Origin of the sequence: Mesorhizobium sp. M0518 (assembly GCF_040321125.1) — a bacterium.
Classification (GTDB): Bacteria; Pseudomonadota; Alphaproteobacteria; order Rhizobiales; family Rhizobiaceae; genus Mesorhizobium.
The window spans coordinates 1-26,992 of sequence record NZ_JAMYQY010000012.1 but is presented as its reverse complement, the minus strand read 5'-3'; the positions used below and the strand labels follow the sequence as shown (position 1 = coordinate 26,992).

Here is a 26,992-nt window from a genome sequence, read left to right as displayed (position 1 = left end):
ATGAGCGTGGCTGAAAAATCCGAGAAGAAATCCGGCGGGCTTGGCGAGACCGTCAGCGTCATCGTCCAGGCGCTTTTGCTCGCCCTGGTCATCCGCACGCTGCTGTTCCAGCCTTTTTCGATCCCGTCGGGATCGATGCGGCCGACGCTTTTGGAAGGCGACTATCTGTTCGTCACCAAATGGTCCTACGGCTATTCGCGCTACTCGCTGCCTTTCGGACCCGATATTTTTTCAGGCCGCATCTGGGGCTCCGAGCCGAAGCGCGGCGATGTAGCGGTTTTCAAGTTCCCGCCTGATCCGTCCGTCGACTACATCAAGCGCGTGGTCGGCCTGCCGGGTGACAAGATCCAGGTCAAGGACGGCCAGCTGTTCATCAACGGCGTCGGCGTGCCGCGCGTGAAAACAGGCCAGATCGACAATCCCGACATCACCGAGGAATCGCGCCCGATCGACGTCTATCGTGAGACCTTGCCCAACGGCGTCAGCTACGACACGCTCGATCTGAATTCGAACTCGATCGGCGACAACACCCGCGAATTCGACGTGCCGGCCGGCCACTATTTCATGATGGGCGACAACCGGGACAATTCCGCCGACAGCCGTTTCACCGTCGGCTACGTTCCCGCGGAAAATCTGGTTGGCCGCGCCAATCTTGTCTTCTTCTCGATCGCCGGCAAGGCGAGCCCTCTCGAAATCTGGAAATGGCCGTCGCTGATGCGCGCTTCGCGCCTGTTCCACTTCGTCAATTGATGGCTTTGAAGCGTCCGACGGGCGAAACTCTGGCCGGTTTGGTGAAGGCCAAGACCGGTCACGTCTTCAAGGATATCCGTTTGCTCGAGACCGCCTTGACGCATTCCAGTGCGGTCAAGGCGGCCAGCAACAACCAGCGTCTGGAATTCCTTGGCGACCGCGTGCTTGGGCTTGTCGTCGCCGATATGCTTTTCGAGAAATTTCCCGATGCGCCGGAAGGTGAAATCGCGCCGCGCTTCAATGCGCTGGTCGATGCGCGGACATGCTCCGAAATCGGCATCGAAATGCAGCTGGAGGATCTGGTCCGCGCCGATTCCGCCTTGAAGATGCGGTCGCGTGGCTCGGGCGGAAACTATCTGGCGGATGCGGTCGAAGCGCTGATCGCGGCGGTTTACGTCGACGGTGGCATCGAGGCCGCGCGGCGGTTCGTCCTGCGCTACTGGGAACCGCGCTCGCATACGGTGATCGCAAAGCCGCTCAATCCGAAATCCGATCTGCAGGAATGGATTGCCAAGACCCGCGATGCGCGCCCTGAATATGTGATCGAGAAACGAGAAGGCCCGGACCACCAGCCCGTCTTCACCGTGTCCTTGCAGGTCCGCGGCTTTGCGCCGATAAGCGGTACTGGCGGCTCCCGCAGGGTTGCCGAAGAAGCGGCGGCTTCGGCATTTCTTGTGCGCGAAGGCGTCTGGGCCACCACGTCGGCCCAAAAACCGGAGCGCGCGCGCTCAAGTGAAGGGAGTGCGGCATGACCGCCACCGAAGAGCCGGCGACCGCAGCCGCCACGCATTCCGGCTTTGTCGCGCTGATCGGCGCGCCCAACGCGGGCAAGTCGACCTTGGTCAACCAATTGGTCGGTGCCAAGGTGTCGATCGTCACCCACAAGGTGCAGACGACCCGCGCCATCGTGCGCGGCATCGCCACGCATGATAATGCGCAGATCGTTTTTGTCGACACGCCCGGCATCTTCAAGCCAAAGCGGCGGCTCGACACGGCGATGGTGACCACCGCCTGGGGCGGCGCCAAGGACGCCGATATCGTGCTGCTTTTGATCGACGCCGAACGCGGCATCAGGGGCGACGCCGACGCCATCCTCGAGCGGCTGAAGGATGTGCGCCAGCCGATGGTGCTGATCCTCAACAAGGTCGACCGGGTCAAGCACGAGGCGCTGCTGGCCTTATCGGCGGCAGCCAACGAAAGGGTGCCGTTCAAGCGCACCTTCATGGTGTCGGCGTTGACCGGTTCCGGCTGCAAGGACGTGCTCGATTATCTGGCCGAGGCTCTGCCGGTCGGCCCCTGGTACTATCCGGAAGACCAGATCTCGGACCTGCCGATGCGCCAACTCGCGGCCGAGATCACGCGCGAGAAGCTGTATCTCAGGCTGCATCAGGAACTGCCCTATTCCTCGCATATCGAGACCGAGAAATGGGAAGAGAAGCCGGATGGCTCGGTGCGCATCGACCAGACCATCTATGTCGAGCGCGACAGCCAGAAGAAGATCGTGCTCGGCCACAAGGGCGAGACCATCCGCGCCATCGGCCAGGCGGCACGCATGGAAATAGCCGGTATCCTGGAACAGAAGGTGCACCTGTTCCTGTTCGTCAAGGTGCGCGAGAACTGGGGCGACGACCCCGAGCGCTATCGCGAGATGGGGCTCGAGTTTCCGCGCTAGACCGAAGGTTCGCGTAGCGACAGCGGCAAGCGGTTTTCGGAGAGTTCAAATAAATCGCTCCAGGTCCATGGTCAGCAATCTGAACATCGACACGGCGCTTGTCAGCCGACTGGTCGCCACGCAGGAGTGATCTTGCGGTCAGGCCGGTCGAGATTGGCAGCTGAGGCTTCTATCTTAGCGACGAGATGAGGTGGAAAAGGGCGATCCCGCCTGTGATCTGGCAATTGCCTGGACGCTTTTCGAGGGCAAAAGCCGGGAAGCGTTCTGCGCCGACCTTCCCGCCGACGAAGCGATGATGTGCAAAGCGCTGATCACGGTCGGCGGATACATCGGCATCAACCCCGTCGAGTTTGAAAAATCCTGGCACGTGGCCGATGAAGTGCTTGCCGATCACGCGCGCGGGCGTGAAGTGCCGAACGGTACGCCGCTCTAGCCAACCAGAACCCTGATCCTGTCGCCGGACCATCCGCCATCGCATGGCGTGACCAGGGACATTCTGGCCGAAGCGATGCTTTCCAGGACCTATGTGTGCCAATCCGCCTATCGAGGCGGGCGACCACGTCGCCTGCGTCGCCAAGGTCGACTGAGAGGCGTCGCGAAGGAATCGCCTTCAACGGTTGACTGCTGTCACAATCAGCGACGCGACAGCGCTCCAGGGGGTTTCGATCGCTTTGGAAGAGGCAGACAGGCTTGGAGGCGTCATCCTGCTTTTCGCCTCGGTATCAAAGTGGGTTTGGCGGATCGGCGGCATCTGACGATAAAGGGGGCGGCAAGATTCAGGCGATTTCGGCGTAAATCAGGTAGATATTCCGCATTATACGGTCATTTTGGAAATATAGCACGTCACAATTGTATTTAGCCGCGAAAGTATCGGTATATATATTTAATAAATGACATTGTGCCAGTTGTGCCACTCGTCGGATTCGCAAGTGTTATTTGTGCAACACAGTATTAATCTGTTCAAGGAATTGGCATTATTCGGGAAATCGTCATTGAAGACAGATGATCGATGGGTATGTTCGCCGCTGAAAAGGGCGAGCGATGCGAGCCTTTTTCGCTGTGGGGGTGAGGCGGGAAAACATTGCCGCCAGCCACAAATCCGAAGCCATTTATAACTATGACTGGAGAGGTCAGAGAATGAACATCAAGAGCCTCCTTCTCGGCTCAGCCGCGGCCCTCATCGCGGCCAGCGGCGCGCGCGCCGCGGACGCTGTCGTCGTTGCCGAGCCGGAACCTGCCGAATACGTCAAGATTTGCGACGTCTATGGCGCCGGCTACTTCTACATCCCTGGCACCGAGACCTGCCTGCGCATCGGCGGCTATCTTCGCTACGACATGGGCGTCGGCGATTCCGGCACGTTCGATGGTGTCAACAACGTTGCCGATCACATGGACGGCGATAGGCACGACACTTATTACAAGAACATGCGCTTCACGCTGAGGACTTATACCGGCCAGGAAACCGAGCTCGGCACGTTGAAGACCTTCACCGAGACCCGGTTCCAGTTCGGCAACTCCTCTGGCGACTATGACGGAAGCTCAAGCACTGGCTGGCAAGCCGGCAATAACAAGGCAGATGGAACCAGCAAGACTTCGCTGAATTTCGCCTGGATCCAGCTCGGTGGCCTGCGGGTCGGCAAGGATGAAACGGTATACGACCAGTTCATCGGCTATGCCGGCAATGTCATCCAGGACACGCTCATCCCGTATGGTGTCAAGGATACCAACCTCATCAGCTACTACTTCGACGCAGGCAGCGGCTTCACGGGCGTGGTCTCGCTCGAAGAAGGCACCGCCGTCAACACGATCGACAGCTACGTTCCGCATGTTGTCGGCGGTTTGAAGTACAAGGGCGACTGGGGTGCGATCACCGGCGTCGTGGCCTATGACAGCAACTATGAGGAAGTGTCCGGCAAGGTCCGTCTGGACGTCAACGTCAGCAAGGAACTGACGCTGTTCGTCATGGGCGGCTACGGCACCAACGACAACATCAACGACTTCGGCACAGGCCGTACCCAATACAAGCCATGGGGCGGAAACTGGGCGATCTGGGGCGGCGGCACCTACAAGTTCAACGACAAGACCTCGTTCAACGCCCAGGTCTCCTATGACGACTGGAAGAACCTCGGCGTCGCGGCCAACGTTGCCTACACCATCGTCCCCGGTTACACGATCACGGCCGAAGTCGATTACCTCAATGCAGGAAAATTCGACGACTTCGATTTCAACAACTGGACCAAGGCCGACAAGAAGAGCAGCGTCGGCGGCATCGTTCGCTTCCAGCGCAATTTCTAACAGATCGACTGACCTCACCAGCCCGCCCGCAGCACATCGCTGCGGGCGGTTTTTTATGCCATTGGCATGAGAGTTACCCAGGGCCAAGCCGATACCTTGATTTCGCCACCCGATCGGTGAAAAGCTCCTGAAATGGAATGGCGCGACGAGGGAATCATTCTCGGCACCCGCAAGCATGGCGAAACCAGCGCCATTCTCGAGGTGTTGACGCGAGCGCATGGCCGTCATCTCGGCCTTGTTCGCGGCGGCCGTTCGCGCAAGCAGCAGCCTGTTCTCCAGCCCGGCAACCGTGTCGACCTGTTGTGGCGAGCGCGCCTTGACGAGCACCTCGGCACGTTCCAGGCCGAAGCGATCGAGATGAACGCGGCCCGGCTGATGGACAGCGCCGTCGCCGTCTACGGCTTGCAGACCATGGCCGCGCATCTGCGCCTGCTGCCCGAGCGCGATGCGCACGAAGGTCTTTACGAAACGCTTGCCGTAATGATCGTCCATCTCGACGATGCCGAAATTGCCGGCGAACTGGTGGCGCGCTTCGAGCTTCTGGTGCTGGACGAACTCGGCTTCGGCCTCGATCTCAGTCAATGTGCCGCCACCGGCACGCGACAGGACCTGGCCTATGTCTCGCCGAAGTCGGGACGCGCGGTATCGCGCGAAGCCGGTTTGCCTTGGCGCGACAAGATGCTGACTCTGCCGGCTTTCCTGCAGCGCGGCTCCGGCCTGCGCGCCGATGCGGCAGCGGTCGAGGACGCCTTCCGGCTCACCGGCTTCTTCTTCAACCGCCATGTCTATGAGCCGCGCGGCTTCGAGCCGCCAGACGCTCGTACCGGCTTCCTCGCCGCCTTGCGCAAACATCACGCGCGCGGCAAGGCCATAGCTGGCGAGGACGCAGCCAGAGAAATCATCACATGAGCGAGGTCGAACTTTATCCTGGCCGGGTCTCACCGCTCGGCCTCGGCACCATTCCGCACGCCGACATCCTGAAATACACCGGTTTGGAATTGCTGCAGCGCATCGTCGACGGCAAGTATCCGGCGCCGCCGATTTCCTTTCAGCTGAATTTCACTCTCACCGAAGTCTCGGAAGGGCGCGCTGTCTTTCGTGGCATGCCGAGCGAGCGCCATCTCAATCCGCTGGGCAGCGTACATGGCGGCTGGGCGGCGACGCTGCTCGATTCGGCACTGGCCTGTGCCGTGCAGACGCTGCTCGAAAAGGGCGAGGCCTATACGACGGCGGAGTTCAAGGTGAATTTGACGCGTCCCATCACGCCGAGGACCGGCGAGGTGGTGTGCGAGGGCAGGGTTGTTCACAAGGGCCGCACGTTGGCGGTGTCGGAAGCGACGTTGAAGGATGCCGGCGGCAAGCTGCTGGCTTTCGGCACCGAAACATGCTCGATCTTTCCGGCCGCCAATCTGGCGGCGCGTTGACTGGCGGCGCATTGAGTTTTCCGAGCTTGGATTTTCTGGCCGCTTGGCCGCCGCATTTGAATGTCAGTACGACGGATGTCAGTGAAAACTGGCCTGGTTTGGGGGAACCGCCATGTTTGAAAGCCTGATCGGCCTTGTCGCCATCATCGCTTTGTTCGTCATCATTTCGCGCCAGCAGAGCCGCATCGGCCTTGTCGAGCGCGAGCTTGGCGCGCTGCGCAGCCTGGTCCTTTCCGGTGCCGTGCCGCCTGCGGCCCAGTCGTCCGAACAGGTGGACGACAACGCGCCCGCCGACATGGCTCCGGACGCAGCGGCTGCGACCGATATCGTTCCGCCGGAGGTAAGCGCATCAGTCACCGCCCCGGCGCCAGCCACGGACACGGAAGACTCGACCGGCGAGATCGTCTCCGGGCCGTGGACCGCTCCAGAACCGGCACCGAAGGCGGTGGATCCCGCGGAGCTTCCCGGAGCGGCGAAAGCCGCCCGCCAATCCGATGTCGAAACCGCGCTCGGCACCCGCTGGGCGGTCTGGGTCGGAGGCATCGCACTGGCGCTGGGCGGCCTGTTCCTAATCCGCTACACCATCGAAGCCGGCATTTTCGGTCCCGGCGTGCGGCTGAGCATGGCCGGCGTGCTCGGCCTTGTGCTGGTCGCCGGCGGCGAGTTCATCCGGCGCACCGGCTTCAAAGTACCGGTGCAAGGCGCTGCCGGCGCCTATATCCCGGCGATCCTGACCGCGGCCGGTGCCTTCATCCTGTTCGGCACCGTCTATGCCGCGCATGGCATTTACGGCTTCATCGGCCCGGCACTTGCTTTCATTCTGCTTGGCGTCATCGGGGTGGCGACGATCGCGGCAGCCCTTGTCCATGGCCAGGCGCTGGCCGGCATCGGCCTTGTCGGCGCCATGGTGACGCCAGTGCTGGTCGCCTCGCAGGCACCCAGTCCCTGGGCGCTGTTCGGCTATCTCGCGATCGTGCTCGCAGCGACCGGCGTCATCGCCCGCATGCGCGACTGGAAATTACTGATCGCGGCCGCCTTTTTCGGCACCGGTGTCTGGACCATCCTCTATATGACCGATGCGCCGGGGGCGAACCTCTCCGCCATCCTGTTCATCGACGCCGTCACGCTGGCTGTGCTGGCCCTTGTCTGGCTCGCTCGCCGTGGCGATGAAACCGGGCCGGCCAGGGTTTTCGACTGGCCGTCTATCGTGCCTGGCTTGTTCATCGCATTCTCGGCGCTGGGCCTGTCGGTCGACCCGGTCTTTGCAGCCGCCGGCGATGCCTTGCCGGGCGCGGTGGTGATCGCCGCAATGGTGGCTGTCGCGCTTTATCGTCCGCTGGCGCTGCCGCTCCTCTATGCCGCGGGACTGGTCATGGTGCTGATCTATCTCGGCATCATCCCGCCAACCTCGATCGCTTCCGATTTTTCGGGCGGTGCCCTGGGCGTCGACGGACTGCCGGTGGCCACGTCCAACGCGCTGACCTTGCGCATCGGCATCGTACTTGGCCTGGTTTTCATCGGCGCCGGCTTCTGGGCCGCACGCCGGTTCGCCGCCGGCACGCAGATCCGCGCGGCCTCATGGGCAGCGTGGGGCGTCATCGTCCCGCTGGTCGTCCTGCTGGCGCTCTGGTTCACTTTCGGCAATCTCGACCGTGACTTTGTCTACGCTGCCGCGGCGGCACTGCTGGTCGTCATTTTCGCCGCCGGTGGCGAGTGGATCGCGCGGGCCGAGGAGCCGCCGCTCAAGGGCGGTGTCGCGGTGTCGTTTGCCCTGGGCGGCGCGGCCATCGCCGGGCTCCTGCTCATGCATATGGCTTTCGATTCCGGCTGGGCCACCATCCTGCTCGGTGCGGCGGCCATCGTGCCGGCGCTGGCCACGCGCCGGCGCGCCTATCCGGTGCTCGGCTGGATTTCGGTCGGCGCTGTGATCGCGGTGCTTGGCCGCGTCGCTTTCGACCCGACCATTGTCGGCGCCGGGTTCCTGTCGAGGACACCGGTCTTCAACTGGCTGTTGCCCGGCTACGGCGTGCCGGCGCTGGCCTTCGGCTTCGCCGCCTGGCAGCTCGCCCGCACCACGAATGGCCGGCCGCGCCTTGCCATGGAGGCGGCTGCGGCGCTGTTTGCGCTGCTCACGCTCGCCATGCTGGTGCGCCACGCCATGCACGGCGGCGTCATCGACACGGGTGCCATGACGCTCGCCGAACAGTCGATCTACACGCTGATCGCCATTGGCGCCGGCGCCATCCTGGTCGCCATCGACATGCGCTCGCCAAGCTCGGTGCTGCGCTATGGTTCGATGGCCGCCGGTGTGGCCTCGGTCGCCTTCATCGTTGTCAGGCATTTCGTCTTGCTGAACCCATTGTTCACCGACGAATCGACCGGCCGCATCCCGGTGTTCAACCTGTTGTTCCTCGCCTATCTCCTGCCGGCGATCGCCGCCGGGGGACTGGCGCTCTACACCAGGGACAAGCGGCCGAAATGGTATGCGCAGATGCTGGCTGTGGTGGCTGCCGCACTTGCCTTCGCCTATGCCACGCTCTCGGTGAGGCGTCTGTTCAAGGGCGAGTTCATCGGCTTGTGGAGCGGCCTCGGCCAGCTGGAAACCTACACCTACTCGGCGCTTTGGCTGGTCATCGGTGTGGCGCTGCTCACCGCCGGCGTCTGGCTGAAGTCGCAGGTGCTGCGAATTGCCTCGGCCGCGCTGATCGCGATCGCCGTGCTGAAAGTCTTCATCTTCGACATGTCGGAGTTGGAGGGAGTGCTCAGGGCGCTGTCCTTCATCGGCCTCGGCGCGGTGCTGATCGGCATCGGACTGTTTTATCAGCGGCTGCTGACGCGGGCGGCGAAGGAGGGATGACACGCTTGCTTCCGTGAACAGTTCTTACCGGTTCATGGACCGCCTATTCGCTATTTTCGGATGGTGCCACGCACGCGGCGTTGTACGACTGCCTCTTTGATGAGGCCCGCGATCTTGCGGACAAACGCCGGGCTGAAGGGGCCTATTGGCTTCGTCGTGACCAGATCATAAGCTTCGTCGACTTGTACGCGGTTGTACTCGTCTAGAATCAGCCACGACGGAAAATCGAGCCCACCTCTGCGGCACTCGATTTCGCTCACGGCAACATGCGTGTGGGACTGGTCGGGCTTTTGCGAAGTGAGCGGGAACAAGAAGAGTGCGGCAGGCGTTGCCGGGCGTTCTAACCACAATGCAGACGGGCCGCGCCTTGCGGCCGGACTCCTCGCCGACATCAGCCTGCCGCGCCCATAGATAGTAGTATCGAAGCAAATCGCCGGGCTTAAGCATCCGGCTTGTCGCCGGTTGTGATGGCCTCCAATCCGGACATGAGTTCATCGTGGATCTCGTCCGGCGCGTCCTCAAGCGTGTAGGCTACGGCATGAGGCGAACTGACGAGCTGCCGGTATTGGGTGGCTGACAGGATGATCAGCTTCTCCTTGCCACGTTTCGTGAGAGCGACAGGCTCGATCATTGCCGTTTCGAGAATTTCGCCGGACGCCCGGTTCATGTCTGAAAAGGTGAACTGCTTCATCGGGTGGTCCTCATACGTATTTCACCTATTGTGCATATTTTACGTATCTAAGCAATCGATTTGCCGCTGCCTTCCGGTCGGGAATAAATCGGCACCAGCCAGCGTTATCTCATTGCTTGGGTGACCGGAGCGGCGGACCGCTTCGCGCTGGCCGCTTGCGCCGCGCCCGGAAGGCGCGTTCAATCGGATCAACAAGGGCGACCTCGAAAACCAGCGGTCATGGACGAAAAGAAGGCAGCAATCCTTGGCGAAATACCGCGCCTGCGCCGCTACGCACGCTCGCTTTTGCGCGACCGCGACGCTGCCGCCGATCTCGTCCAGGATTGCCTCGAGCGGGCGCTTGTGCGGCTCGACAATTGGCAGACAGGAGAAAGCCCCAGGAGGTGGCTGTTTACGATCATGCATCATTTGTTCATCGACCAGATGCGCAAGGTGAACCGCCGCGGCGAGGCGGCGATGCTGCCGCTGGAGGCGGGCGAGGCCGTTGCCCAGCCGGCCGAGCAGATGGAGAGCATTGCCTCGCGCGAGATCATCGACGCATTGCAGGCGATCAGCCCCGACCGTCGCGCAGCCCTTGTCATGGTTGCCATCGAAGGTTTTTCCTATGCCGAAGCCGCCAACATTCTGGGCGTGCCTGCGGGCACGCTGATGTCGCGCATTGCGCGCGGGCGTGAGGAATTGCGCGGGTTGCTGGACGACACGGCGCGCCGCCGGGCGATAAGGATCGTCGAGAAATGATCCGCCGCGACTTTTCCGAACGTGACATCCACATGGCGCTCGATGGCGAGCTGCCCGGCGATGAGCGCTCGGCCTACGATGCCTGGCTCGACGCCAATCCCGAGATGAAGGCCAAGAGCGCCCGTTTCACCGCCGACCGAGCGGCGCTGCGTGCCGCCTTCGCCGACGTGCTGGACGAAGCCGTGCCTGCGCGGTTGCGCAAGGTCGTGCTTGGCGAGGTGCCGGTCAAGGCATCTGTGCCACGCTCACGCTGGTGGCTTGCCGCTGCTGCCGCCGTGCTTCTGGTCACTGGCGGACTTGGTGGCTACTTTGCCGGCATCGATGGCATCGGCCAGGAGGACCCGGCGGAAGATCGGCTGGCCGAGCAGGCAATCGCGGCCCATGTCATCTATGCCGCCGAAAAGCGGCATGCCGTCGAGGTGCCGGCCAGCGACAAGGACCATCTGCAGACCTGGCTGTCCAACCGGGTAGGGCTGAAGCTGGTGGCGCCGGACCTGACCGCCGACGGATTCCAGCTGGTGGGCGGCCGGCTGTTGCCGGCAGGCGAGAGCAAGGCCGCCATGCTGCTTTACGAGGACGGCAATGGGCAGCGTATCTCGCTGTTCGTCACCACGGAATCGACCGAGAATGCCAAGGGCACCTACGCCGCCGCGCAAGACGGACCCGAGGCCGTCTACTGGCTGGACAAGGGCTATGGCTGTGCCGTGGTCGGCTCCTTGCCGCGCGAGCGGTTGGCCGAGGTCGCGAGGAGCGCCTACACGCAACTTGTAAACGGGCTGGCAAGCTGAACGGCATCGCTTTTGCCGGTGCCGTCGATGCGCGAATGCTGATCCGGCCGAAGGACCTTTTGCGCCCGTCGGGCCGGCGTCGGATTTGTCACAATTCGGCCCTAATCGAGGTGCGATAGCGCTTGATGAATGCCGTCGCATCGCCCCGAAAATCGGAAACGGTTTTTGGAAACCCGAGGCGAAGATTCAAGGTGGTGGAGCGGACTTCGTGCGCCCAGGTGGACGCCGGTTTTCCCAACGCCCTGGTTGGCGTCAAGGACGTGTTCGAGTAGGGCCATTTCCACCACCAATCGAGGTTTTCTGAAGCCGCATGCCTGCCGAGATCCGCACGGCCCGCGCGTCTGACGTCGATGATCTCGCCGCCATTGAGAAAGCTGTTTTCTCAAGCGACCGTATTTCCCGCCGCTCCTTCCGCCTGTTCATCGAGCGTGAAACCGCCGAGACGCTGGTCGCCGAAGTCGACGGCCGCGTGGCCGGCTATGCGATCGTGCTGTTTCGCAAGGGCAGCGGCGTGGCGCGCCTCTACTCGATTGCGACCAGTCCGTTTTTCGGCGGACTGGGTGTCGGCCGCATGCTGCTCGGATCCGCCGAAGATGCCGCCTTCGAGCACGACCGCATGATGCTGCGCCTCGAAGTTCGCGAGGACAACAGCCGCGCGATCCGCATCTACGAACGGGCCGGTTATCGCAAGATCGGCCGTGAGCCCGGCTACTATGAGGATGGCGAAACGGCACTTCGCTACGAAAAGACCTTGCGTGGCGACATTCCGATCGCCACCAAGGTTCCGTTCTACCCGCAGACCTGCGAATTCACCTGCGGCCCGTGCTGCCTGATGATGGCGATGGCCAATTTCGATCGCGGCTTCGTGCCGGATCCGGTCATGGAAATCCGCCTGTGGCGTGAAGCGACGACCGTCTTCATGATGTCGGGTCCCGGTGGTTGCGAGCCATTCGGCCTTGCTGTCTCGGGCTACGAAAGCGGGCTCGCGGTGGAGATCTACGTTTCCTTCTATGGCGCGCTGTTCCTGCAATCGGTGCGCAGTGAGGACAAGCGCAGGGTGATGGAACTGGCCCAGGTCGACTTTCGCCGACGCGCGGAACTTTACGGTATCCCGGTGAATTACCGTGCATTCACAATCGACGATATCCGCGCTGCGATCGCTGGGGGAAAGCTGGTGCTGGTGCTGATCAGCGGCTTCCTGATGTTCGGCAAGAAGGTGCCGCACTGGGTGCTGGCGATCGGCGATGACGGCGACCATATCCTGATCCACGACCCTTGGGTCGAGGATGAAAGGCAGGAGACCATCCTTGATGCAGCCAACATTCCCGTGCCTTACGGCATCTTCATGAACATGGCGCAGTTCGGTCGCGATGGACTGCGTGCCGCCATCACTCTGGGAAAGCGTGACAGATAATGACCTGGGTCATCCTTACCGGCAGGCAGAGCGATCTCGACCAGGTGGCGACACCACACAAGATCATCACCAATCGCGACTATCTTGCGCATCCGTCGCTGTTTCGCGGCCAGCGGCCGAAGGTCATCAACCTGTCGAACAACTACGCCTACCAGAGCCGCGGCTACTATGCGTCGCTGCTGGCAAGCTCGCGCGGCCACAAGGTGATCCCGACCGTCGAGACGATGATCGACCTGTCGGAGCGCAAGCTCTATGAACACGCTTTGCCGGAACTGGAACTGGCGCTCAACAAATGCCGCAAGGACCTCGGCGACGTTTTTCCGCAAAAGGTCTGCATCTTCTTCGGCATCGGCCCGTCGAAAATCTGGGACCGCTTCGCCAAACTTCTGTTCGACTGGTTCCGCGCGCCGGCGCTCGAAGTCCACATCAAGGACAGCGCCGAATGGGCCTCGATCCGCAAGATCGGTTTCCATCCGCTGGCGCGGATGACCGAGGACGAGGAAAAAAGCTTCATCCAGTGCCTGGAGACCTACACCAACCGCGAATGGCGCGACACCAAGGGCCGCACGCCGGCGCGCTACACCTTCGCCACGCTGGTCGACCCGCATGAGGAATTGCCGCCCTCGGAGATATCGTCGCTGCGCTATTGGGCCAAGATCGCCGAGAAGATGGGCGTCGAAATCGAGCCGATCACCAAACGGGACCTCGCCAAGCTCGCCAATTACGACGCGCTGTTCATCCGCGAGACCACCTCGATCTCCAACCACACCTATCGTTTCGCCCGCCGCGCCCAGCAGGAAGGAATGCCGGTGATCGACGATCCGCTGTCGATGATCCGCTGCACCAACAAGGTCTATCTCAACGAGCTGATGGCCTACAACAAGGTGCCGGTGCCGCCGACGGTGATGATCGCCGGCACCTCGGATCTCGAACTGGCGGCGCAGACCCTGGGCTTTCCGCTGGTGCTGAAGATCCCGGATTCGTCGTTCTCGCGCGGCGTCAAGAAATGCGCCAATTTCGAGGAACTGAAGACGCTGGCCACCGAATGGCTGGAGGATTCCGACCTTCTGATCGCGCAGAAATTCATTCCGACCGAGTATGACTGGCGCGTCGGCGTGCTCGGCGGCCAGCCATTGTTTGCCGTGCACTATCTGATGGCCAAGAAGCACTGGCAGATCGTCAACCACAAGGCCAACGGCAAGCCCGACCAGGGCGGCATCAAGACCTTCACGCTAAAGGAAACGCCGGCGCATGTCGTCGAGACGGCAGTGAAGGCGGCGCGCTGCATCGGTGACGGGCTCTATGGAGTCGATCTCAAGGAGACCAAGGACGGCGTCTTCGTCATAGAGGTCAACGACAATCCCAACCTCGACCATGGCTGGGAGGATTCCGGCGAGAAGGACGAGGTCTGGGTGCGGCTGACGCAGTGGTTCCTGGAGCGGCTGGACCGGCCGGGGCGGTAATTTGATCGGGGGTAGAACATGCAGTTCATCGTCATCGAGGATTTCACCGGCTGCGATCGCAAGGAGATCTACCGCCGCTTTCGCGACCGCGGCCGCCTGAAACCTGACGAGCTTCTCGTGCACCACAGTTGGATCGCGGCGGACATGAGCCGCTGCTTCCTGCTGGTGGAGACCGATGACGTCACACTGCTGCAGCGTTGGGTCATCGAATGGGCGGATCTGGTGGAGTTCGAGATCATCCCCGTGGCGACAAACAAGGACATGGCTGAGGCATTGAGCGGGCACCTCTGATCATCGCCGCACACTACGTCAACGCAGTGCCGGCGAGCCGACTGCGCGCCGACACTCGTCGATCAGCCACAGGCGAAACGCCGCCACGACATCGCGCCTGGCGCTGCGCTCCGGGATCGTCAGGCAATAGGGCTGGCGCAGCTCCAGTGCCTGGGCGAGGGGCCTGACAAGTCGGCCGTCTGCCAGCGCCGCGGCACAGTAGATCCCTTGCGCCAGCGCCACGCCCAATCCCGAAATGGCAAGGTCGAGTGCCGCGCGCGATGAGTTGGCCGAGAGGCCGCGCTGCGCTGCCCGGCCGGGCTCAATGCCGGCCGCCTCGAACCAGTTGTGCCAGGACGGAAAGGACGCACCAGTCGGTCCCCAGCCCGTGTGGATAAGCGGCAGGCTGGCCAGGCCCTCGGGTTTGATTGTGTCCGCCAGCCCGGGGGCACACACGGGATAGACTGCGTCCTGGACGATGTCCTCGGTCGGGTGCTCGCGATAATGCGGCCCATAGGAGAGCCTGATGTCGATCAGTTCACGGTCGAACGGCACCGGGTCGTCGTCGCCTCTGAGCGATATGTCGACGACGCCATGGCTTGAGGCAAAACCAGCGAGACGCTGCGAAAGCCAACCCATGGCCATGGATGGCGGCACCGACACCACAAGGCGTGGGCGGAACGTATCGCCGCCCAGCTGGCGCGCGACGCTGCCGATCTCCTGGAAGGCCATGGTCAGCCTGGGCAGCATCTCGACGCCGGCCTCGGTGAGGACGACGCGCCGGTTGACGCGGTGGAACAGCTTGCGGCCCATCTGCTCCTCGACCGTGCGGATGAGCTGACTGACGGCAGCGGCCGACACCGAAAGCTCTTCCGCCGCCGCGGCAAAGCTGCCTATACGGGCCGCAGCCTCGAAAGCTTGAAGCCCTTTGAGAGAGGGAGGTACGGCCATAATCACCGAATAGATAAGTTCAGCTTATCTAGATTGCAGAAATCGTCGTTTTTGGAAAGGTTGTTCATTGGCTACAGTGGGTTCATCAAACTCCAGTCTGGATCGAAGCACGTGGATCATCGTGACGTAATTTCATCGCTGACGCAGGAGGAGCGCAATCGGCTGACCGCCAAGTCTGATGTTGCGGGCCTCGTTCAGCTTGCTGCTCATTGGGGCGCGATCGTGGTCGTCGGATCGCTGATCGCCGTCAAGGTGCCGTTCTGGCCACTGCTGATGCTGCCGCAAGGTATCCTCATCGTCTTCCTGTTCACGCTGCTGCACGAAACGGTCCATCGCACGGCCTTTGAGTCGCAATGGCTGAACGATGCCGTGGCGCGGGTGTGCAGCCTGGCGATCGCGCTGCCGGCGGACTGGTTTCGCTATTTCCATTTCGCCCACCATCGATACACGCAGGACCCGCAGAACGACCCGGAACTGGCCTTCCCCAAACCGGAGACATGGCGGCAATATCTCGTCCACATATCCGGCATCCCCTTGTGGTGGGGCCACCTCAAGACGCTTTATGCCAATGCGATGGACCGCGGCCGGGAAAGCTACGTTCCGCCAAAAGGCTATGACAAGGTGCGCAGCGAGGCGCGCGCCATGATCGCCCTTTATGCCGTGGTCATTCTGGTGACCGTTTATTTCCGGCTCTCGGTGCTTCTCTATGTCTGGATCCTGCCCGCTCTGTTGGGACAGCCGTTTCTGCGCCTCTATCTCTTAGCCGAGCACGGCCGTTGTCCGTTCGTCGCCAACATGCTGGAGAACACCAGGACCACGTTGACCAACTGGCTGGTCCGCAGGCTGGCGTGGAACATGCCGTTCCATGCCGAGCATCATGCCTATCCCGGCGTGCCGTTTCATCAACTGCCGCGGTTTCATGCACTGATCGGGCGGCATCTCAAGGTGGTCGAGCCCGGCTATGTCAGCTTCCACGGCAAATACATCGACACGCTGCGTTGACGATGGCCGGCCTCAGCCGGTCTGGCTGTGGAGCGCTCGGGATTTCAACAGACGCTGGATCTCGGCGGCCGTTGACGGCACGCCGATCAGATAGCCCTGCGCCTCGGTACAGCCATTGCCGCGCAGGATGTCGAGTTGCACCTCGGTCTCGACCCCCTCGGCGGTGACAGTGATGCCAAGCTCGGCGCCCAGCCCGATGACGGTGCGAACGATCGCCGCGGCGTCACGATTGCCCAGGTCGTGGATGAACGAACGATCGATCTTGATCTTGTCGACGGGAAAACGCCTGAGGTAGCCGAGCGAGGAATAGCCGGTGCCGAAATCGTCCAGCGCGATGCGGACGCCGAGTTCGCGCAACTGCCGCAGCGTCCTTAGCACCGCCTCGCTTTCGTCCATCAGCACGGTTTCGGTTATCTCCAGTTCCAACCGATCGGCTGGCACGCCGGAGAAAGCCAGCGCCGAGATGACGCTGCGGGCGAAGCTGCCGCTTTTAAGTTGCACGGCCGAGACATTGACCGCGACGCGCAGGCCGGCGGGCCAGTCGGCCGCCGCCGTGCAGGCTTTCCTCAGCGCCCATTCGCCAAGCGGCACGATCAATCCAGTGTCTTCGGCGACCGGAATGAAGCTGTCCGGCGCCACCGTGCCGCGTGTCGGCGAATGCCAGCGCATCAAGGCTTCCGCGCCGACGATCTCCCCGGATGCGATGTTCATGATGGGCTGGAAGTCGAGGTCGAATTCCTGGCGCGGCAGCGCGGTCTCGAGGTCGATCTCCAGCGCACGCCGTGCCTGTACCATTGCGTCCATTCCGGGTTCGAAGAACCGATACTGATTGCGCCCTTCGCTCTTCGCCCGGTAAAGCGCCGTATCGGCGTTCCTCAGCAGCGTGTCGGCATCTCCACCGTCGTCGGGGAAAACCGCTATGCCCAGGCTGATGCCGATATGCATCTCGCGGCTCTTGTCGCGGAACGGTTTTCCTATTGTCTCGATGATGCGCTTCGCGAGTTTTTCAGCATTGGCAATGCCCTTGAAATTGAACTGGATGATGACGAATTCGTCACCGCCGAAGCGGGCAACGACGTCGTTTTCATTATGAAGGCAGCGCTGCAGCCGCTCGGCCACGCTCTTCAGCAGCCAGTCGCCGGCCGGATGTCCCCAAGTGTCGTTGACCGCCTTGAAGCGATCGAGATCGAGCGAGAAGATCGCCAGCGGCGTGGCCGCCGTGTCCTCCAGCGCAAGGTCGAGCCGTTCGCGAAACATCGAGCGGTTGGGCAGTCCGGTCAGCATGTCGTGATGCGCAAGATGGGTCATGCGCTCTTCGGTACGGCGGCGCTCCGTAACATCGTCGAAGGTCGCCACCCAACCGCCGCCGCTCATCGGCTGGCGGGTGACCAGAACCGTCCTGCCGTCGGTAAGATGCCGATAGGCCGAATGCATTTTTCTCGCCACCAGGCAGGCTTCGGTCTTGGCGACTTCGCTGTCGACATCGATCTTCGTATAGATGCCGAGTTCCAGCAATCGTTCGAGCGCGTCGCGGTGCGTCGTTCCAAGCGGGAAGTCCGCCGCGGTGACGTTGTAGAGTTCTAGGAAACGCCCGTTGCGCACGATCATCTTGCCGTCGGCGTCATACATCAGCAGGCCTTGCGACATGTTGGCGAGCGCTGCGTCGAAGCGGCGGTGCTGCTCCTTGAGATCCTCTTGCGCGCGGCGCTGCTCAGTGATGTCCTCATAGATCGAGACCCAGCCGCCCAGAGTCAGAGGGCGGTGCGAGATGCTGACGATGCGGCCGTCCGACAGTGTTTCTTCGTAGGTCGAGGGCTTTGCCTGATCGATATAGGGCTTGCGGATGGCGTAGAGTTCGTCGGCGGTTTGCGAGGCGATGCCGATATCGGCGCTGTGGCGCAGAATGTCGAGGAACCGGATGCCGGGCCTTATCACGCTGGCTTCGAGGCAAAAGATGTTCAGGTAGTTGCCGTTGCAGATGATCATCCGCTCGTCGGCGTCGAACATGCACAGGCCGTGCGACATGTTCTCGACCGCAGCCGAAAAGCGTTGGTTCTGCTCGCGCAGTTCGTCTTCCATGTGGCGGGAGTGGTCCATGCCTTCGGCCTCCCGTTTCGGGATGGTCGGACCATCCTTGGCATCAGCGACGGGCATGAGCGCGCCTGCGGACCGTGATCGAACGCGCTATTGTGGCCGCCGCCGGTTAATTTAGCGTTTTTAGTCGATTGCGGTCGCCGAAACCTGGTGTCGCGATGTCTCGATCGCGGAAAACCGCTTCAGGAACGCATTTTGCGCCCAGGTCACCGAGCGTGGCGTGAAATCGAAGCGGTCGGCATTGAAGCCGCGCGGACGGCCGAAGAACTCGGTCGCCTCGGCGGTCGAAAAGCCGGCGAGCAGCGTTGCCTCGAAATAGGCGGCGATCTGGTCGGCGCGCTTGATCTCCTTGCGCAGCGCAGCACCCGGTTCCGGCAGCGAGAAGCGCAGATGGATGGCGCGTTGCAGCCGCAACTCACAATCCTTGTAGCTGCCGCCCATTACCGATTTGAACGGTGAGATCATGTCGCCGATGACATATTCGGGGGCGTCGTGCAGAAGAGCCGCCAGCCGGGCGTCGGCCGAAGCCTCGGGTACCAGGTCGCGGAACAGCGCTTCGACCAGCAGCGAGTGCTGGGCGACCGAAAAGGCATGCTCACCGCTGGTCTGGCCGTTCCAGCGGGCAACGCGGGCGAGCCCATGCGCAATGTCTGAAATCTCGATGTCGAGCGGCGAGGGATCGAGCAGGTCGAGCCGGCGGCCCGAGAGCATGCGCTGCCACGCGCGTGCCGGCGCGCCGACGCGGTCGGCAGCCATCAGGCCTCCTCCGCGCTGACGGCTTCCTGCGGGAAGGCGAATTTTGCCCAGACCGGGATGGCGAGTGAAACGGTGGCGTCACCGGCCATGATCGGCTGGCCGGCGTCGAGCGCCGCCTTGACCCGGTCGATGCGTGCAATGGCCAGACCGGTCGTGCCGGTGGTCGAGCCGAGCGTGCCAACCGGCCGGCCTGCAACGGTTAGCTCGGTGCCCGGCGCGGGCAGGGGCCCGTCGGCCGACACAATCAGCACACGCCGCCTGGCCGTGCCGCGATGCTGCATGCGCGAGACGACCTCCTGGCCGACATAGCAGCCCTTCTTGAAGCCGACGCCACCGGTTTCGTCCAGCAGCACGTCGTGGGGGAAGGCGTCTCCGAGTTGGTAGTCGCTGCCGCTTTCGGCAATGCCGCCGGCAATGCGGAAGGCTTGCCACGCGGCAAGATCGCTGCGCTCATCTGTTTCGCCATAGGAACGCGTGACGGCACCCTTCGGAAAGCGTGTGTCGGCGGCTGCCGTTGAATCAGATTGTGAGGGTGTTGATTCATGTCCCCATGCGACGGTGACAAATGCCTGATCGGATTTGGCAATCTCGACCTTGGCGCGCAGTTTGTAGAGCGTCAGCCGGCGTATGAAATCGTCCGCTATGTCGGCACGGCATTCGAGCCGGAATGCATTCTCGCCGGTGCGCGAGATCAGGAAATCGAACAGGATCTTGCCTTGCGGCGTCAGCAGCGCACCGGGCTTGGCTTCGCCGGGAGCCAGGATGTCGAGATCGGTGGTCACGATGTTTTGCAAAAAATGCTCGGCATCCGGACCTGATACGGAAATGAGGGCGCGGTCTTTGAGCTGGGCAAAGGGCATGGGCGGAAAAGCAACCTGATCTTGCAAAACGGTCGGCCTTTACGTAAGCCGCTGGCACTCCCCCCGCAAGAGAGCATGGCCATGATCTACGACCTCATCCTGACAGGCGGCACCGTGGTCAACCACGACGGCGAAGGGGCTCGCGACATCGGCGTGAAGGGCGGGCGCATCGCCGCCATCGGCGATCTCCGCCAGGCCTCGGCCGGCGAGACGATCGACTGCCGCGGCCTGCATATCCTGCCGGGTGTCATCGACAGCCAGGTGCACTTTCGCGAGCCGGGACTGGAGCACAAGGAAGATTTGGAAACGGGTTCGCGCGCGGCCGTGCTTGGCGGCGTCACCGCCGTGTTCGAGATGCCCAACACCAATCCGCTGACCACCAGCGAGGCAGCGCTTGCCGACAAGGTCCGGCGCGGCACGGATCGCATGCATTGCGATTTCGCCTTCTGGGTCGGCGGTACCCGCGAAAACGCCGGGGATGTCGGCGAGCTTGAGCGGCTGCCGGGCGCTGCCGGGATCAAGGTTTTCATGGGCTCGTCCACTGGCGACCTGCTGGTCGAGGATGACGAGGGCGTGGCGTCGATCCTGAGAAACACGCGCCGGCGCGCCGCCTTTCATTCGGAAGACGAATTCCGGCTGCGCGAGCGTCTTGGCGAGCGCATCGAGGGCGACCCGGCATCGCACCCTGTCTGGCGCGACGAGATCGCCGCCTTACGCTGTACCGAACGGCTTGTACGCATCGCGCGCAGCGTTCGCGCCCGCATTCATGTCCTGCACATCTCGACGGCCGAGGAGATTGTGTTTCTCGAACAACACAAGGATGTCGCGACCTGCGAGGCAACGCCGCATCATTTGACGCTAAGCGCCGACGACTACGCACGCCTTGGCACGCTGATCCAGATGAACCCGCCGGTGCGCGCCGCCCGCCATCGCGACGGCGTCTGGCACGGCATTGCCCAAGGCGTCGTCGACGTGCTCGGCTCCGACCATGCGCCGCACACGCTGGCCGAGAAGGCCAAGCCGTATCCGGCCTCACCGTCGGGAATGACCGGCGTGCAGACGCTGGTGCCGATCATGCTCGACCACGTCAATGCCGGCCGGCTGACCTTGCAGCGCTTTGTCGACCTGTCCAGTCATGGCCCGCAGCGGATCTTCGGCATGGCCAGGAAAGGCCGCATCGCCGCCGGCTATGACGCCGACTTCACCATCGTAGACATGATGCGGCGCGAGATGATCACCAATGCGCAGGCCGGCTCGAAAGCCGGCTGGACGCCTTATGATGGCAGGGAAGTGACGGGTTGGCCGGTCGGCACCGTCATTCGAGGCCGACGTGTCATGTGGGAGGGCGAAATCGTCACGCCAGGCCAAGGCAAAGCGGTGGAGTTTTCCGAGGCATTGCCCGTCTAGGCTCCCGGATCTCTGCAAGGGCAGAGGCAGAAAGCTCAATCCCCGGCGACGAAGAACGACCACTGTCCGGCAGGCGTGATGCCGACACGGTAGAAGATATAGGCGCCGAACTGCTTCATATCATTGAAATCGCCGGCGGTGACGATCTTGAAGAGCTCGACCCGCTGCTTGGCGTCCAGCTTGTCCAGCGGCAGGGCGAAGAAATACGGCCACACATAGAGTTCTTGTGGCGTGCCGGCATCGAGGTGGACGTAGCCGGCATTAAGCACCTCCTCCAGGATGGCCAGAATCTCCTGGCCGTCTGGGTCTCCGGAGAGGCCCTTGAGGAAGGCGATGGCGTCGCCGTCTATGTCGGTCAGCGATATCTGTGTCATGCTCTCGCCCGTGCCGATCAACGGTCGCAGCTTTTCGATATCGCCGCCCTTGCAGGCTTCGACGATCAGATCGTGCATGCGCCGCACCGGTTCCGGCAGCTTGCCGAGATCGTAGACGACCTCAGGCACCGGCGTTTCCGGATCGACGCGCGGTCTGGTCACGCCGCCATCCGCCGGGCTGTCCGGCTCGGCTTCGGCAGGAGCAGTCGGCTGGCTGGCCGGCGGCGGTGTTCCGACCGGGTTGGGCATTGGCACGGCGCTTCCGGGGGGCGACATGTCGTCGTCGGCCGGCGGCGTGACTGTCGGGGGGAGCTCTTCGCGCTTGATTTCGCTCAGCGCATACACGGGGCTGCTCGCGAGACACACAAGCAGGGGAATCGCGGCACAGCAAGCGGCGAAGGAGATGCGAAGGATCAAGCCACACGGCTTGCCTGACATCGAAAAACTCACTGCCCGTTTCTCCCTGCTTCCGGGCATGACGCCCGAGCGGCATGTTCCCGTCAAAGAACCGGACGTCGGTTCAGTGCCGCAGCCGTTCAGGTTCGAAGGCGCCAGCAATCACCTTTTCACGCATACGGTCGAGCAGGGCAAGGGCCGAGGTCTCGCCATTGGCACGCAACATCTCGCCGAAGGCTGTTTCGAGCGCTGCTTCGGCGATGATCTCGGGCTCTATCCCGGCGGAGAGACCTTCCGCCCAGGCCTCGCTGTGGCTTTCCACGGCGGTCAGGCGTTTTTCTTCCCTGACCAGCGCGTCGATGTCGTTGACACCATGTTCCATAAGCGAATGTCCACCCTTTCAAGCTGCGATCCATCGATGTGGATCAGGCCTGATCTGTTCATTTCACACGCAGGGGCAATTAAGTATTTGTAAATACGACATTTTTTTGATCGTCTTTTACAAAGCCCGATTGCCTTGTGCGAAGCTGCGTTCAGCTCGAGTCAAACTTAGCCGATTGGGGCGGCCTGCGGGGCGAAAACCTTCAGTTTGAGTTAATTCCGCTTTCGCGCGGTAAGGTTTCGTTAATACTGTTGCAGAAGTGCAACATGAGGATTGCACCAAGATATCGCCTGGCACAAGCCGATATATCCGCTGTGCCCAGCAATGATCCGGATAGTTGTTGATGAGCGAGTGCCTAGTTGCCGTAACGCGAGGCGATATCGCGAGATAGCGTCTCGCCTTCCTTCATGTAGCGGCTGATGGCTTCGGTCGCCGAGGGCGTGCACCTCGTATAGGTGCCGCCGAAAGAGCGGTAGCCGCGATTGAAGCTGGCGATGAAGCGGGCGCGCCGCTCGGCGTCCGGATTTTCCGAATCGAGCAGTTTTGTCATCTCGACACGCCACTGCTCGCCCTTCTCGCCGCACAGATTGCGCAGGAAATGCAGCGAGCCCAGAACCTCCGCCAGCCGCATCAACCCAGGCTCGAACGGCGACTCGGCGCTGAGCGCGGGCCGTATCGAAACGGTCGTGCTGACGGAAAGACACACGGCGAGGAGCATGGATGGACGGTTCATAAGCCTTCTCTACCCAACGGCGTGGCTCTGCCAAACAGGATAAGTCTTTGTGGCGAAACAATTTGTCGCCTGCAAGGCGGTTTTCAGGGCAGCAGTCCGGCGTTTCTGCCAGGGGCCAACAAGTCTTCTGCGACCGCGAATACCGAGCCTGCTAGCGGCAGCGCCGCCATCTCGATGAGCGTATAGAAGGCCGCCGTCTCTGCATCGTCGCTGGCCACCGCCTCGCCGCCGGCATAGACGGCTCCGAAGACTGTGAGGAGATAGTCAACCGGGTGGCTGTCGTCCCTGCCGTCGATGTGGATTTCCCGAAGCCGGCGATAATCGGTGGCCCGCAAGCCGGTCTCTTCCAACAGTTCGCGGACCGCGGCCTGTTCCAGCGTCTCACCGGCTTCGACCTTGCCACCCGGAAAGGCATAGAGCCCTTGCGAGGGTTGCCGGGCGCGCTTGACCAGAAGCACGGTGTCTGCCCGCACGACGGCGACCGAGACTGCCGGAAGTGTTTTGCGCGCTTCGTTCATGGGTTCCCGATCAGGCGTGTAGGCAGGTCTGTTGTGGATCGCCCAGCATGGGCAAGCTTTAGCGGTTGCGCAACGCCGGTTGCATCGCCACTTTCAAGCTGAACCATTCGAAGGACGCCAATCGACCATGTGCGGACGTTTTGCCTTGACCGCGACGCCGGACCAGACTGCCGCGTTGCTAGGCTTGGCGGAACTGGAGGATTTCCCGGCGCGCTACAACATCGCCCCGACCCAGCCGATCCTGATGGCGGTCGCCGGCCCCCCGCGGGCGCCGGGCTCCAATCAGCCGGACCGGCAGCCAATGCTGGTGCGCTGGGGGCTGATCCCGACCTGGGTGAAGGACACAGGCGAGTTTCCGCTGCTGTTCAACGCGCGCTCCGAAGGGGCTGCCGAAAAGGCGTCGTTCAAGGCCGCCATGCGCCATCGCCGCGCCTTGGTGCCGGCGTCCGGCTTTTATGAATGGCGGCAAACCGGCGGCAAGAAAGGCCAGCCTTACTGGATACGCCCAAGGCATGGCGGGCTGGTCGCCTTCGCCGGACTGATCGAGACCTATGCCGAGTCGGGCGGTTCGGAAATGGACACCGGCGCCATCCTGACCATCAACGCCAATGCCGACATCGCGCATATCCACGACCGCATGCCTGTGGTGATCGACCCCAGGGATTTCGCCCGTTGGCTGGATTGCCGCACGCTCGAACCGCGTGATGTCGCCGATCTGTTGCGGCCGGCTCAACTCGATTTCTTCGAGGCCATTCCCGTCTCCGACCTGGTCAACAAGGTCGCCAACACCGGCCCGGAGATTCAGGAGCGGGGCGAGATCGGGCCGGAGCCCGAAAAGGTCAAGCGCCAGAAGCCCGGCGCGGACGACAATCAGATGACGTTGTTCTAGTTGAACTGTTCTTCAGCGGCGTATGTCTGCGCCATTTGCCAGGCGCCCTTGGCGCAGGGCCGCACACCACTTCAGGCGGCGCGGGGCGACACGATCTTCTGTACCGGCTTTTTCTTCTTCGCGGTGTGGAGGAGGGCGGCGACGATCGCGGCCGGGCCGATCGCGCGATAGTGGTTGGCCAGTGCCGGCTGCTTGGCTCGGTTGGCTTCCTGCTTGGTTCGGGGCATGTTTCTCTTCCCAGGTAACATTTTCGTGTCTGCGTTTGATAGCTGATTCTGACCAAATCGTGACGCCTGCTGATCTAGCCGGCGAATGTTTCATGACTGTGCCGACATGTTTAATAAAATGTTTCAGTGCATCATTACCTGTGATCCAGCGACGTTTTTGCCGAGACTTGCGACTTGACGGCAACACAAGCCAAGGCGATAAAGCCGCCCATGAAAACGTCTTTCGCCATCTGTGGCATTTGCATTATTGGCTAGCCTCGTGCTGGTCCGGACGTTTACGCCTCATCTTTCCCCAGATTGGACAAACGCCCCGGCCAGCAGGCTGGAGCCTGATTTGCGTTTCGCGCGGGGCTGGCTTCGTCACATTGAGTTCTGAACCGGGAAGGCACGAATGTCCGACGCATCGCAGGGCCTGCGCCTCTACAACACGCTGACGCGGACGAAAGAGGATTTCGTCCCGATCGATCCGCTGAACGTGCGCATGTATGTCTGCGGCCCGACCGTCTACGACTTTGCCCATATCGGCAATGCCAGGCCGGTGATCGTCTTTGACGTGCTTTTCCGCTTGCTGCGTCACGTTTATGGGCAGGCGCACGTCACCTATGTGCGCAACATCACCGACGTCGACGACAAGATCAACGCGCGCGCTCTGCGCGACTTCGGCGGCGAGATCGCTTCCGGAACACTTTCGCTCAACGAGGCGATCCGGCGGGTGACCGAAAAGACCGCCGACCAGTTCCACAGGGATGTGGCGGTTCTCGGCTGCCTGGAGCCGACGGTCGAGCCGCGCGCCACCGAATTCGTCGAGCCCCGCGCCGACGGCAAAGTCGACATGATCACCTTGATTCAAAGCCTGATCGAACGCGGCCATGCCTATGTTGCCGCGGGCGAAGTCCTGTTCGACACCGCGTCGATGCCGGACTACGGCCAACTGTCGAAGCGCAATCTCGACGAGCAGCAGGCTGGTGCTCGCGTCGCCGTCGACGCGCACAAGAAAAATCCCGGCGATTTTGTCCTGTGGAAGTTGTCGTCGCCGGAGGAGCCTGGCTGGAATTCGCCATGGGGCAGGGGTCGGCCGGGCTGGCACATCGAATGCTCGGCAATGTCGGCCGCCTATCTTGGCGAGGTGTTCGACATCCATGGCGGCGGCCTCGACCTGATTTTCCCGCACCATGAGAACGAGATCGCCCAGTCGCGCTGCGCCCATGGCACGGACGTGATGGCCAACATCTGGATGCACAACGGCTTCCTGCAGGTCGAAGGTCAGAAAATGTCGAAAAGCGTCGGCAATTTCTATTCGATCAACGAACTGCTCGAGACCGAGACGTTTGGCGGCCGCAAATGGCCGGGCGAGGTCCTGCGGCTGGCGATGCTGATGACGCACTATCGCGAACCAATCGACTTTTCCGTGCGCAAGCTGGAAGAGGCCGAGAACACGCTGCGCAAATGGAAGCGGGCGGCCGACCTTGCGCCGGCCGCCGCAGGACTGCTGCCCGTGCAGGTCATCGATGCCTTGTCGGACGATCTCGCAACCTATGCCGCCTTCCAGGTCTTGACGCAGTTGGCTGGCGAGGCAGCGGACGGCAACGATGCGGCTGCTGCGCTGAAGGCGTCGCTGCTGTTCCTCGGCTTCGATGTCGCGTCGGCGACGGTTGATGAAGACCACGTCGCCAAGGCCATCGCCAAGCGTCTCGCATTCATCGCCGCCAAGAACTGGGCCGAGGCCGACCGCATCCGCGACGAACTGCTGGCGCAAGGTGTACAGTTGAAGGACGGCAAGGATCCGGTCAACGGCGAGCGAGTGACGACGTGGGAGGTCAAGCGGTGAGGGTGGCGCGAAACACCTTTACAAGTTTGGCGGAGGCGCTGGTGACAGCCGATCTCCCCCCTTGCGGGCCCGTTGCGTTATTAAGTTATAGGGGCAAGGAGGGAGGGTCGGGCCAATGTGGGGTGCCTTGCGGCTCGGGTTTGAGGCCGGATTGGCTGGGGTTTGACGGGTTCGGCGGATTTCGGGCGCAATGCGACCCTGTATTAGGTCGCC

General features: G+C 62.3%; 27 protein-coding genes. 17 read left to right on the top strand and 10 right to left on the bottom strand.

The window, feature by feature from the left end; all coding sequences use genetic code 11:
• The 8 genes from lepB to NKI66_RS18355 all read left to right on the top strand — a co-directional run bounded on the left by lepB (nt 1) and on the right by NKI66_RS18355 (nt 8,998).
• Nucleotides 1–750, top strand: a complete 750-nt coding sequence (lepB, locus tag NKI66_RS18390) for a signal peptidase I (RefSeq protein WP_023812869.1) — start codon at nt 1–3, stop codon at nt 748–750.
• Nucleotides 750–1,502 carry a ribonuclease III gene (gene rnc / locus NKI66_RS18385; RefSeq protein WP_023812870.1) on the top strand — a complete coding sequence of 251 codons (753 nt, stop codon included), beginning with the start codon at nt 750–752 and terminating at the stop codon, nt 1,500–1,502. The genes lepB and rnc overlap by 1 nt, the downstream gene beginning before the upstream one ends.
• On the top strand, nt 1,499–2,422 hold the full coding sequence (gene era, locus NKI66_RS18380; RefSeq protein ID WP_023812871.1) for a GTPase Era: 924 nt from the start codon (nt 1,499–1,501) through the stop codon (nt 2,420–2,422). Before rnc ends, era begins: the two co-directional genes overlap by 4 nt.
• Before the next feature lie 190 nt (nt 2,423–2,612).
• Complete coding sequence (locus NKI66_RS18375; RefSeq protein WP_023812872.1) at nt 2,613–2,855, top strand: hypothetical protein; 243 nt, start codon at nt 2,613–2,615, stop codon at nt 2,853–2,855.
• 704 nt (nt 2,856–3,559) lie between these two features.
• Nucleotides 3,560–4,717, top strand: a complete 1,158-nt coding sequence (locus tag NKI66_RS18370; protein WP_023812874.1) for a porin — start codon at nt 3,560–3,562, stop codon at nt 4,715–4,717.
• 132 nt (nt 4,718–4,849) lie between these two features.
• Nucleotides 4,850–5,626: a DNA repair protein RecO gene (gene recO, locus NKI66_RS18365; RefSeq protein WP_023812875.1), complete on the top strand. Its 777-nt coding sequence runs from the start codon at nt 4,850–4,852 to the stop codon at nt 5,624–5,626.
• Nucleotides 5,623–6,141 (top strand): PaaI family thioesterase, encoded by a 519-nt coding sequence (locus tag NKI66_RS18360; protein WP_023812876.1) that lies wholly within the window; start codon nt 5,623–5,625, stop codon nt 6,139–6,141. The genes recO and NKI66_RS18360 overlap by 4 nt, the downstream gene beginning before the upstream one ends.
• 112 nt (nt 6,142–6,253) lie before the next feature.
• Nucleotides 6,254–8,998, top strand: a complete 2,745-nt coding sequence (locus NKI66_RS18355) for a DUF2339 domain-containing protein (RefSeq protein ID WP_352752484.1) — start codon at nt 6,254–6,256, stop codon at nt 8,996–8,998.
• 439 nt (nt 8,999–9,437) lie between these two features.
• On the opposite strand, the gene NKI66_RS18350 is transcribed toward NKI66_RS18355, so the two are convergent.
• Nucleotides 9,438–9,689, bottom strand: coding sequence for a type II toxin-antitoxin system Phd/YefM family antitoxin (locus tag NKI66_RS18350; RefSeq protein WP_023812878.1), 252 nt, complete (start codon nt 9,687–9,689; stop codon nt 9,438–9,440).
• A gap of 219 nt (nt 9,690–9,908) precedes the next feature.
• On the opposite strand from NKI66_RS18350, the gene NKI66_RS18345 reads away from it, so the two are divergent.
• The 5 genes from NKI66_RS18345 (at nt 9,909) to NKI66_RS18325 (ending at nt 14,383) form a co-directional block, all read left to right on the top strand.
• Nucleotides 9,909–10,427 (top strand): sigma-70 family RNA polymerase sigma factor, encoded by a 519-nt coding sequence (locus NKI66_RS18345; RefSeq protein WP_352752482.1) that lies wholly within the window; start codon nt 9,909–9,911, stop codon nt 10,425–10,427.
• The gene (locus tag NKI66_RS18340; RefSeq protein WP_352443177.1) at nt 10,424–11,215 is read left to right on the top strand and encodes an anti-sigma factor family protein; all 792 of its coding nucleotides are present in this window, start codon (nt 10,424–10,426) and stop codon (nt 11,213–11,215) included. Before NKI66_RS18345 ends, NKI66_RS18340 begins: the two co-directional genes overlap by 4 nt.
• Before the next feature lie 310 nt (nt 11,216–11,525).
• A complete protein-coding gene (locus NKI66_RS18335) occupies nt 11,526–12,629 on the top strand; it encodes a peptidase C39 family protein (RefSeq protein ID WP_127257394.1) in 1,104 nt (367 codons plus the stop codon).
• A complete protein-coding gene (locus NKI66_RS18330; protein ID WP_023812882.1) occupies nt 12,629–14,092 on the top strand; it encodes a RimK family ATP-grasp domain-containing protein in 1,464 nt (487 codons plus the stop codon). The genes NKI66_RS18335 and NKI66_RS18330 overlap by 1 nt, the downstream gene beginning before the upstream one ends.
• Nucleotides 14,093–14,110: 18 nt before the next feature.
• Complete coding sequence (locus NKI66_RS18325; protein ID WP_127268533.1) at nt 14,111–14,383, top strand: DUF3303 domain-containing protein; 273 nt, start codon at nt 14,111–14,113, stop codon at nt 14,381–14,383.
• A gap of 18 nt (nt 14,384–14,401) precedes the next feature.
• Here the strand turns inward: NKI66_RS18325 and NKI66_RS18320 are convergent, their stop codons facing one another.
• Nucleotides 14,402–15,313 (bottom strand): LysR substrate-binding domain-containing protein, encoded by a 912-nt coding sequence (locus NKI66_RS18320; protein ID WP_128303041.1) that lies wholly within the window; start codon nt 15,311–15,313, stop codon nt 14,402–14,404.
• A 111-nt stretch (nt 15,314–15,424) separates the two neighbouring features.
• Between NKI66_RS18320 and NKI66_RS18315 the strand changes: the two genes are divergently transcribed.
• Entirely contained in the window at nt 15,425–16,315 is an 891-nt protein-coding gene (locus tag NKI66_RS18315; protein ID WP_352752480.1) for a fatty acid desaturase family protein, read from the top strand.
• Between the two features lie 12 nt (nt 16,316–16,327).
• Here NKI66_RS18315 and NKI66_RS18310 read toward each other — a convergent pair whose 3' ends face one another.
• The 3 genes from NKI66_RS18310 to ygfZ form a co-directional block, all read right to left on the bottom strand.
• Nucleotides 16,328–18,469 (bottom strand): putative bifunctional diguanylate cyclase/phosphodiesterase, encoded by a 2,142-nt coding sequence (locus tag NKI66_RS18310; protein WP_352752478.1) that lies wholly within the window; start codon nt 18,467–18,469, stop codon nt 16,328–16,330.
• Nucleotides 18,470–18,532: 63 nt separating this feature from the next.
• Nucleotides 18,533–19,165 (bottom strand): HD domain-containing protein, encoded by a 633-nt coding sequence (locus NKI66_RS18305; protein ID WP_127289343.1) that lies wholly within the window; start codon nt 19,163–19,165, stop codon nt 18,533–18,535.
• Entirely contained in the window at nt 19,165–20,025 is an 861-nt protein-coding gene (gene ygfZ, locus NKI66_RS18300) for a CAF17-like 4Fe-4S cluster assembly/insertion protein YgfZ (RefSeq protein ID WP_127289341.1), read from the bottom strand. Before ygfZ ends, NKI66_RS18305 begins: the two co-directional genes overlap by 1 nt.
• 75 nt (nt 20,026–20,100) lie before the next feature.
• Here ygfZ and NKI66_RS18295 point away from each other — a divergent pair, with 75 nt between their 5' ends.
• Nucleotides 20,101–21,432, top strand: coding sequence for a dihydroorotase (locus NKI66_RS18295; RefSeq protein ID WP_352752476.1), 1,332 nt, complete (start codon nt 20,101–20,103; stop codon nt 21,430–21,432).
• 35 nt (nt 21,433–21,467) lie between these two features.
• Here the strand turns inward: NKI66_RS18295 and NKI66_RS18290 are convergent, their stop codons facing one another.
• From NKI66_RS18290 to NKI66_RS18275, 4 genes are all read right to left on the bottom strand, one after another.
• Complete coding sequence (locus NKI66_RS18290; RefSeq protein ID WP_023812890.1) at nt 21,468–22,256, bottom strand: hypothetical protein; 789 nt, start codon at nt 22,254–22,256, stop codon at nt 21,468–21,470.
• 70 nt (nt 22,257–22,326) lie between these two features.
• Entirely contained in the window at nt 22,327–22,584 is a 258-nt protein-coding gene (locus tag NKI66_RS18285) for a hypothetical protein (RefSeq protein ID WP_008874920.1), read from the bottom strand.
• 355 nt (nt 22,585–22,939) lie between these two features.
• Nucleotides 22,940–23,317 (bottom strand): TIGR02301 family protein, encoded by a 378-nt coding sequence (locus tag NKI66_RS18280; RefSeq protein ID WP_023812891.1) that lies wholly within the window; start codon nt 23,315–23,317, stop codon nt 22,940–22,942.
• 83 nt (nt 23,318–23,400) lie between these two features.
• A complete protein-coding gene (locus NKI66_RS18275; protein ID WP_352752474.1) occupies nt 23,401–23,835 on the bottom strand; it encodes an NUDIX hydrolase in 435 nt (144 codons plus the stop codon).
• Nucleotides 23,836–23,962: 127 nt separating this feature from the next.
• Between NKI66_RS18275 and NKI66_RS18270 the strand changes: the two genes are divergently transcribed.
• On the top strand, nt 23,963–24,724 hold the full coding sequence (locus NKI66_RS18270; protein WP_352752472.1) for an SOS response-associated peptidase: 762 nt from the start codon (nt 23,963–23,965) through the stop codon (nt 24,722–24,724).
• A gap of 71 nt (nt 24,725–24,795) precedes the next feature.
• Here NKI66_RS18270 and NKI66_RS18265 read toward each other — a convergent pair whose 3' ends face one another.
• On the bottom strand, nt 24,796–24,951 hold the full coding sequence (locus NKI66_RS18265; RefSeq protein ID WP_081738801.1) for a hypothetical protein: 156 nt from the start codon (nt 24,949–24,951) through the stop codon (nt 24,796–24,798).
• Nucleotides 24,952–25,342: 391 nt separating this feature from the next.
• On the opposite strand from NKI66_RS18265, the gene cysS reads away from it, so the two are divergent.
• On the top strand, nt 25,343–26,779 hold the full coding sequence (gene cysS, locus NKI66_RS18260; protein ID WP_352550591.1) for a cysteine--tRNA ligase: 1,437 nt from the start codon (nt 25,343–25,345) through the stop codon (nt 26,777–26,779).
• Nucleotides 26,780–26,992: the final 213 nt, after the last annotated feature.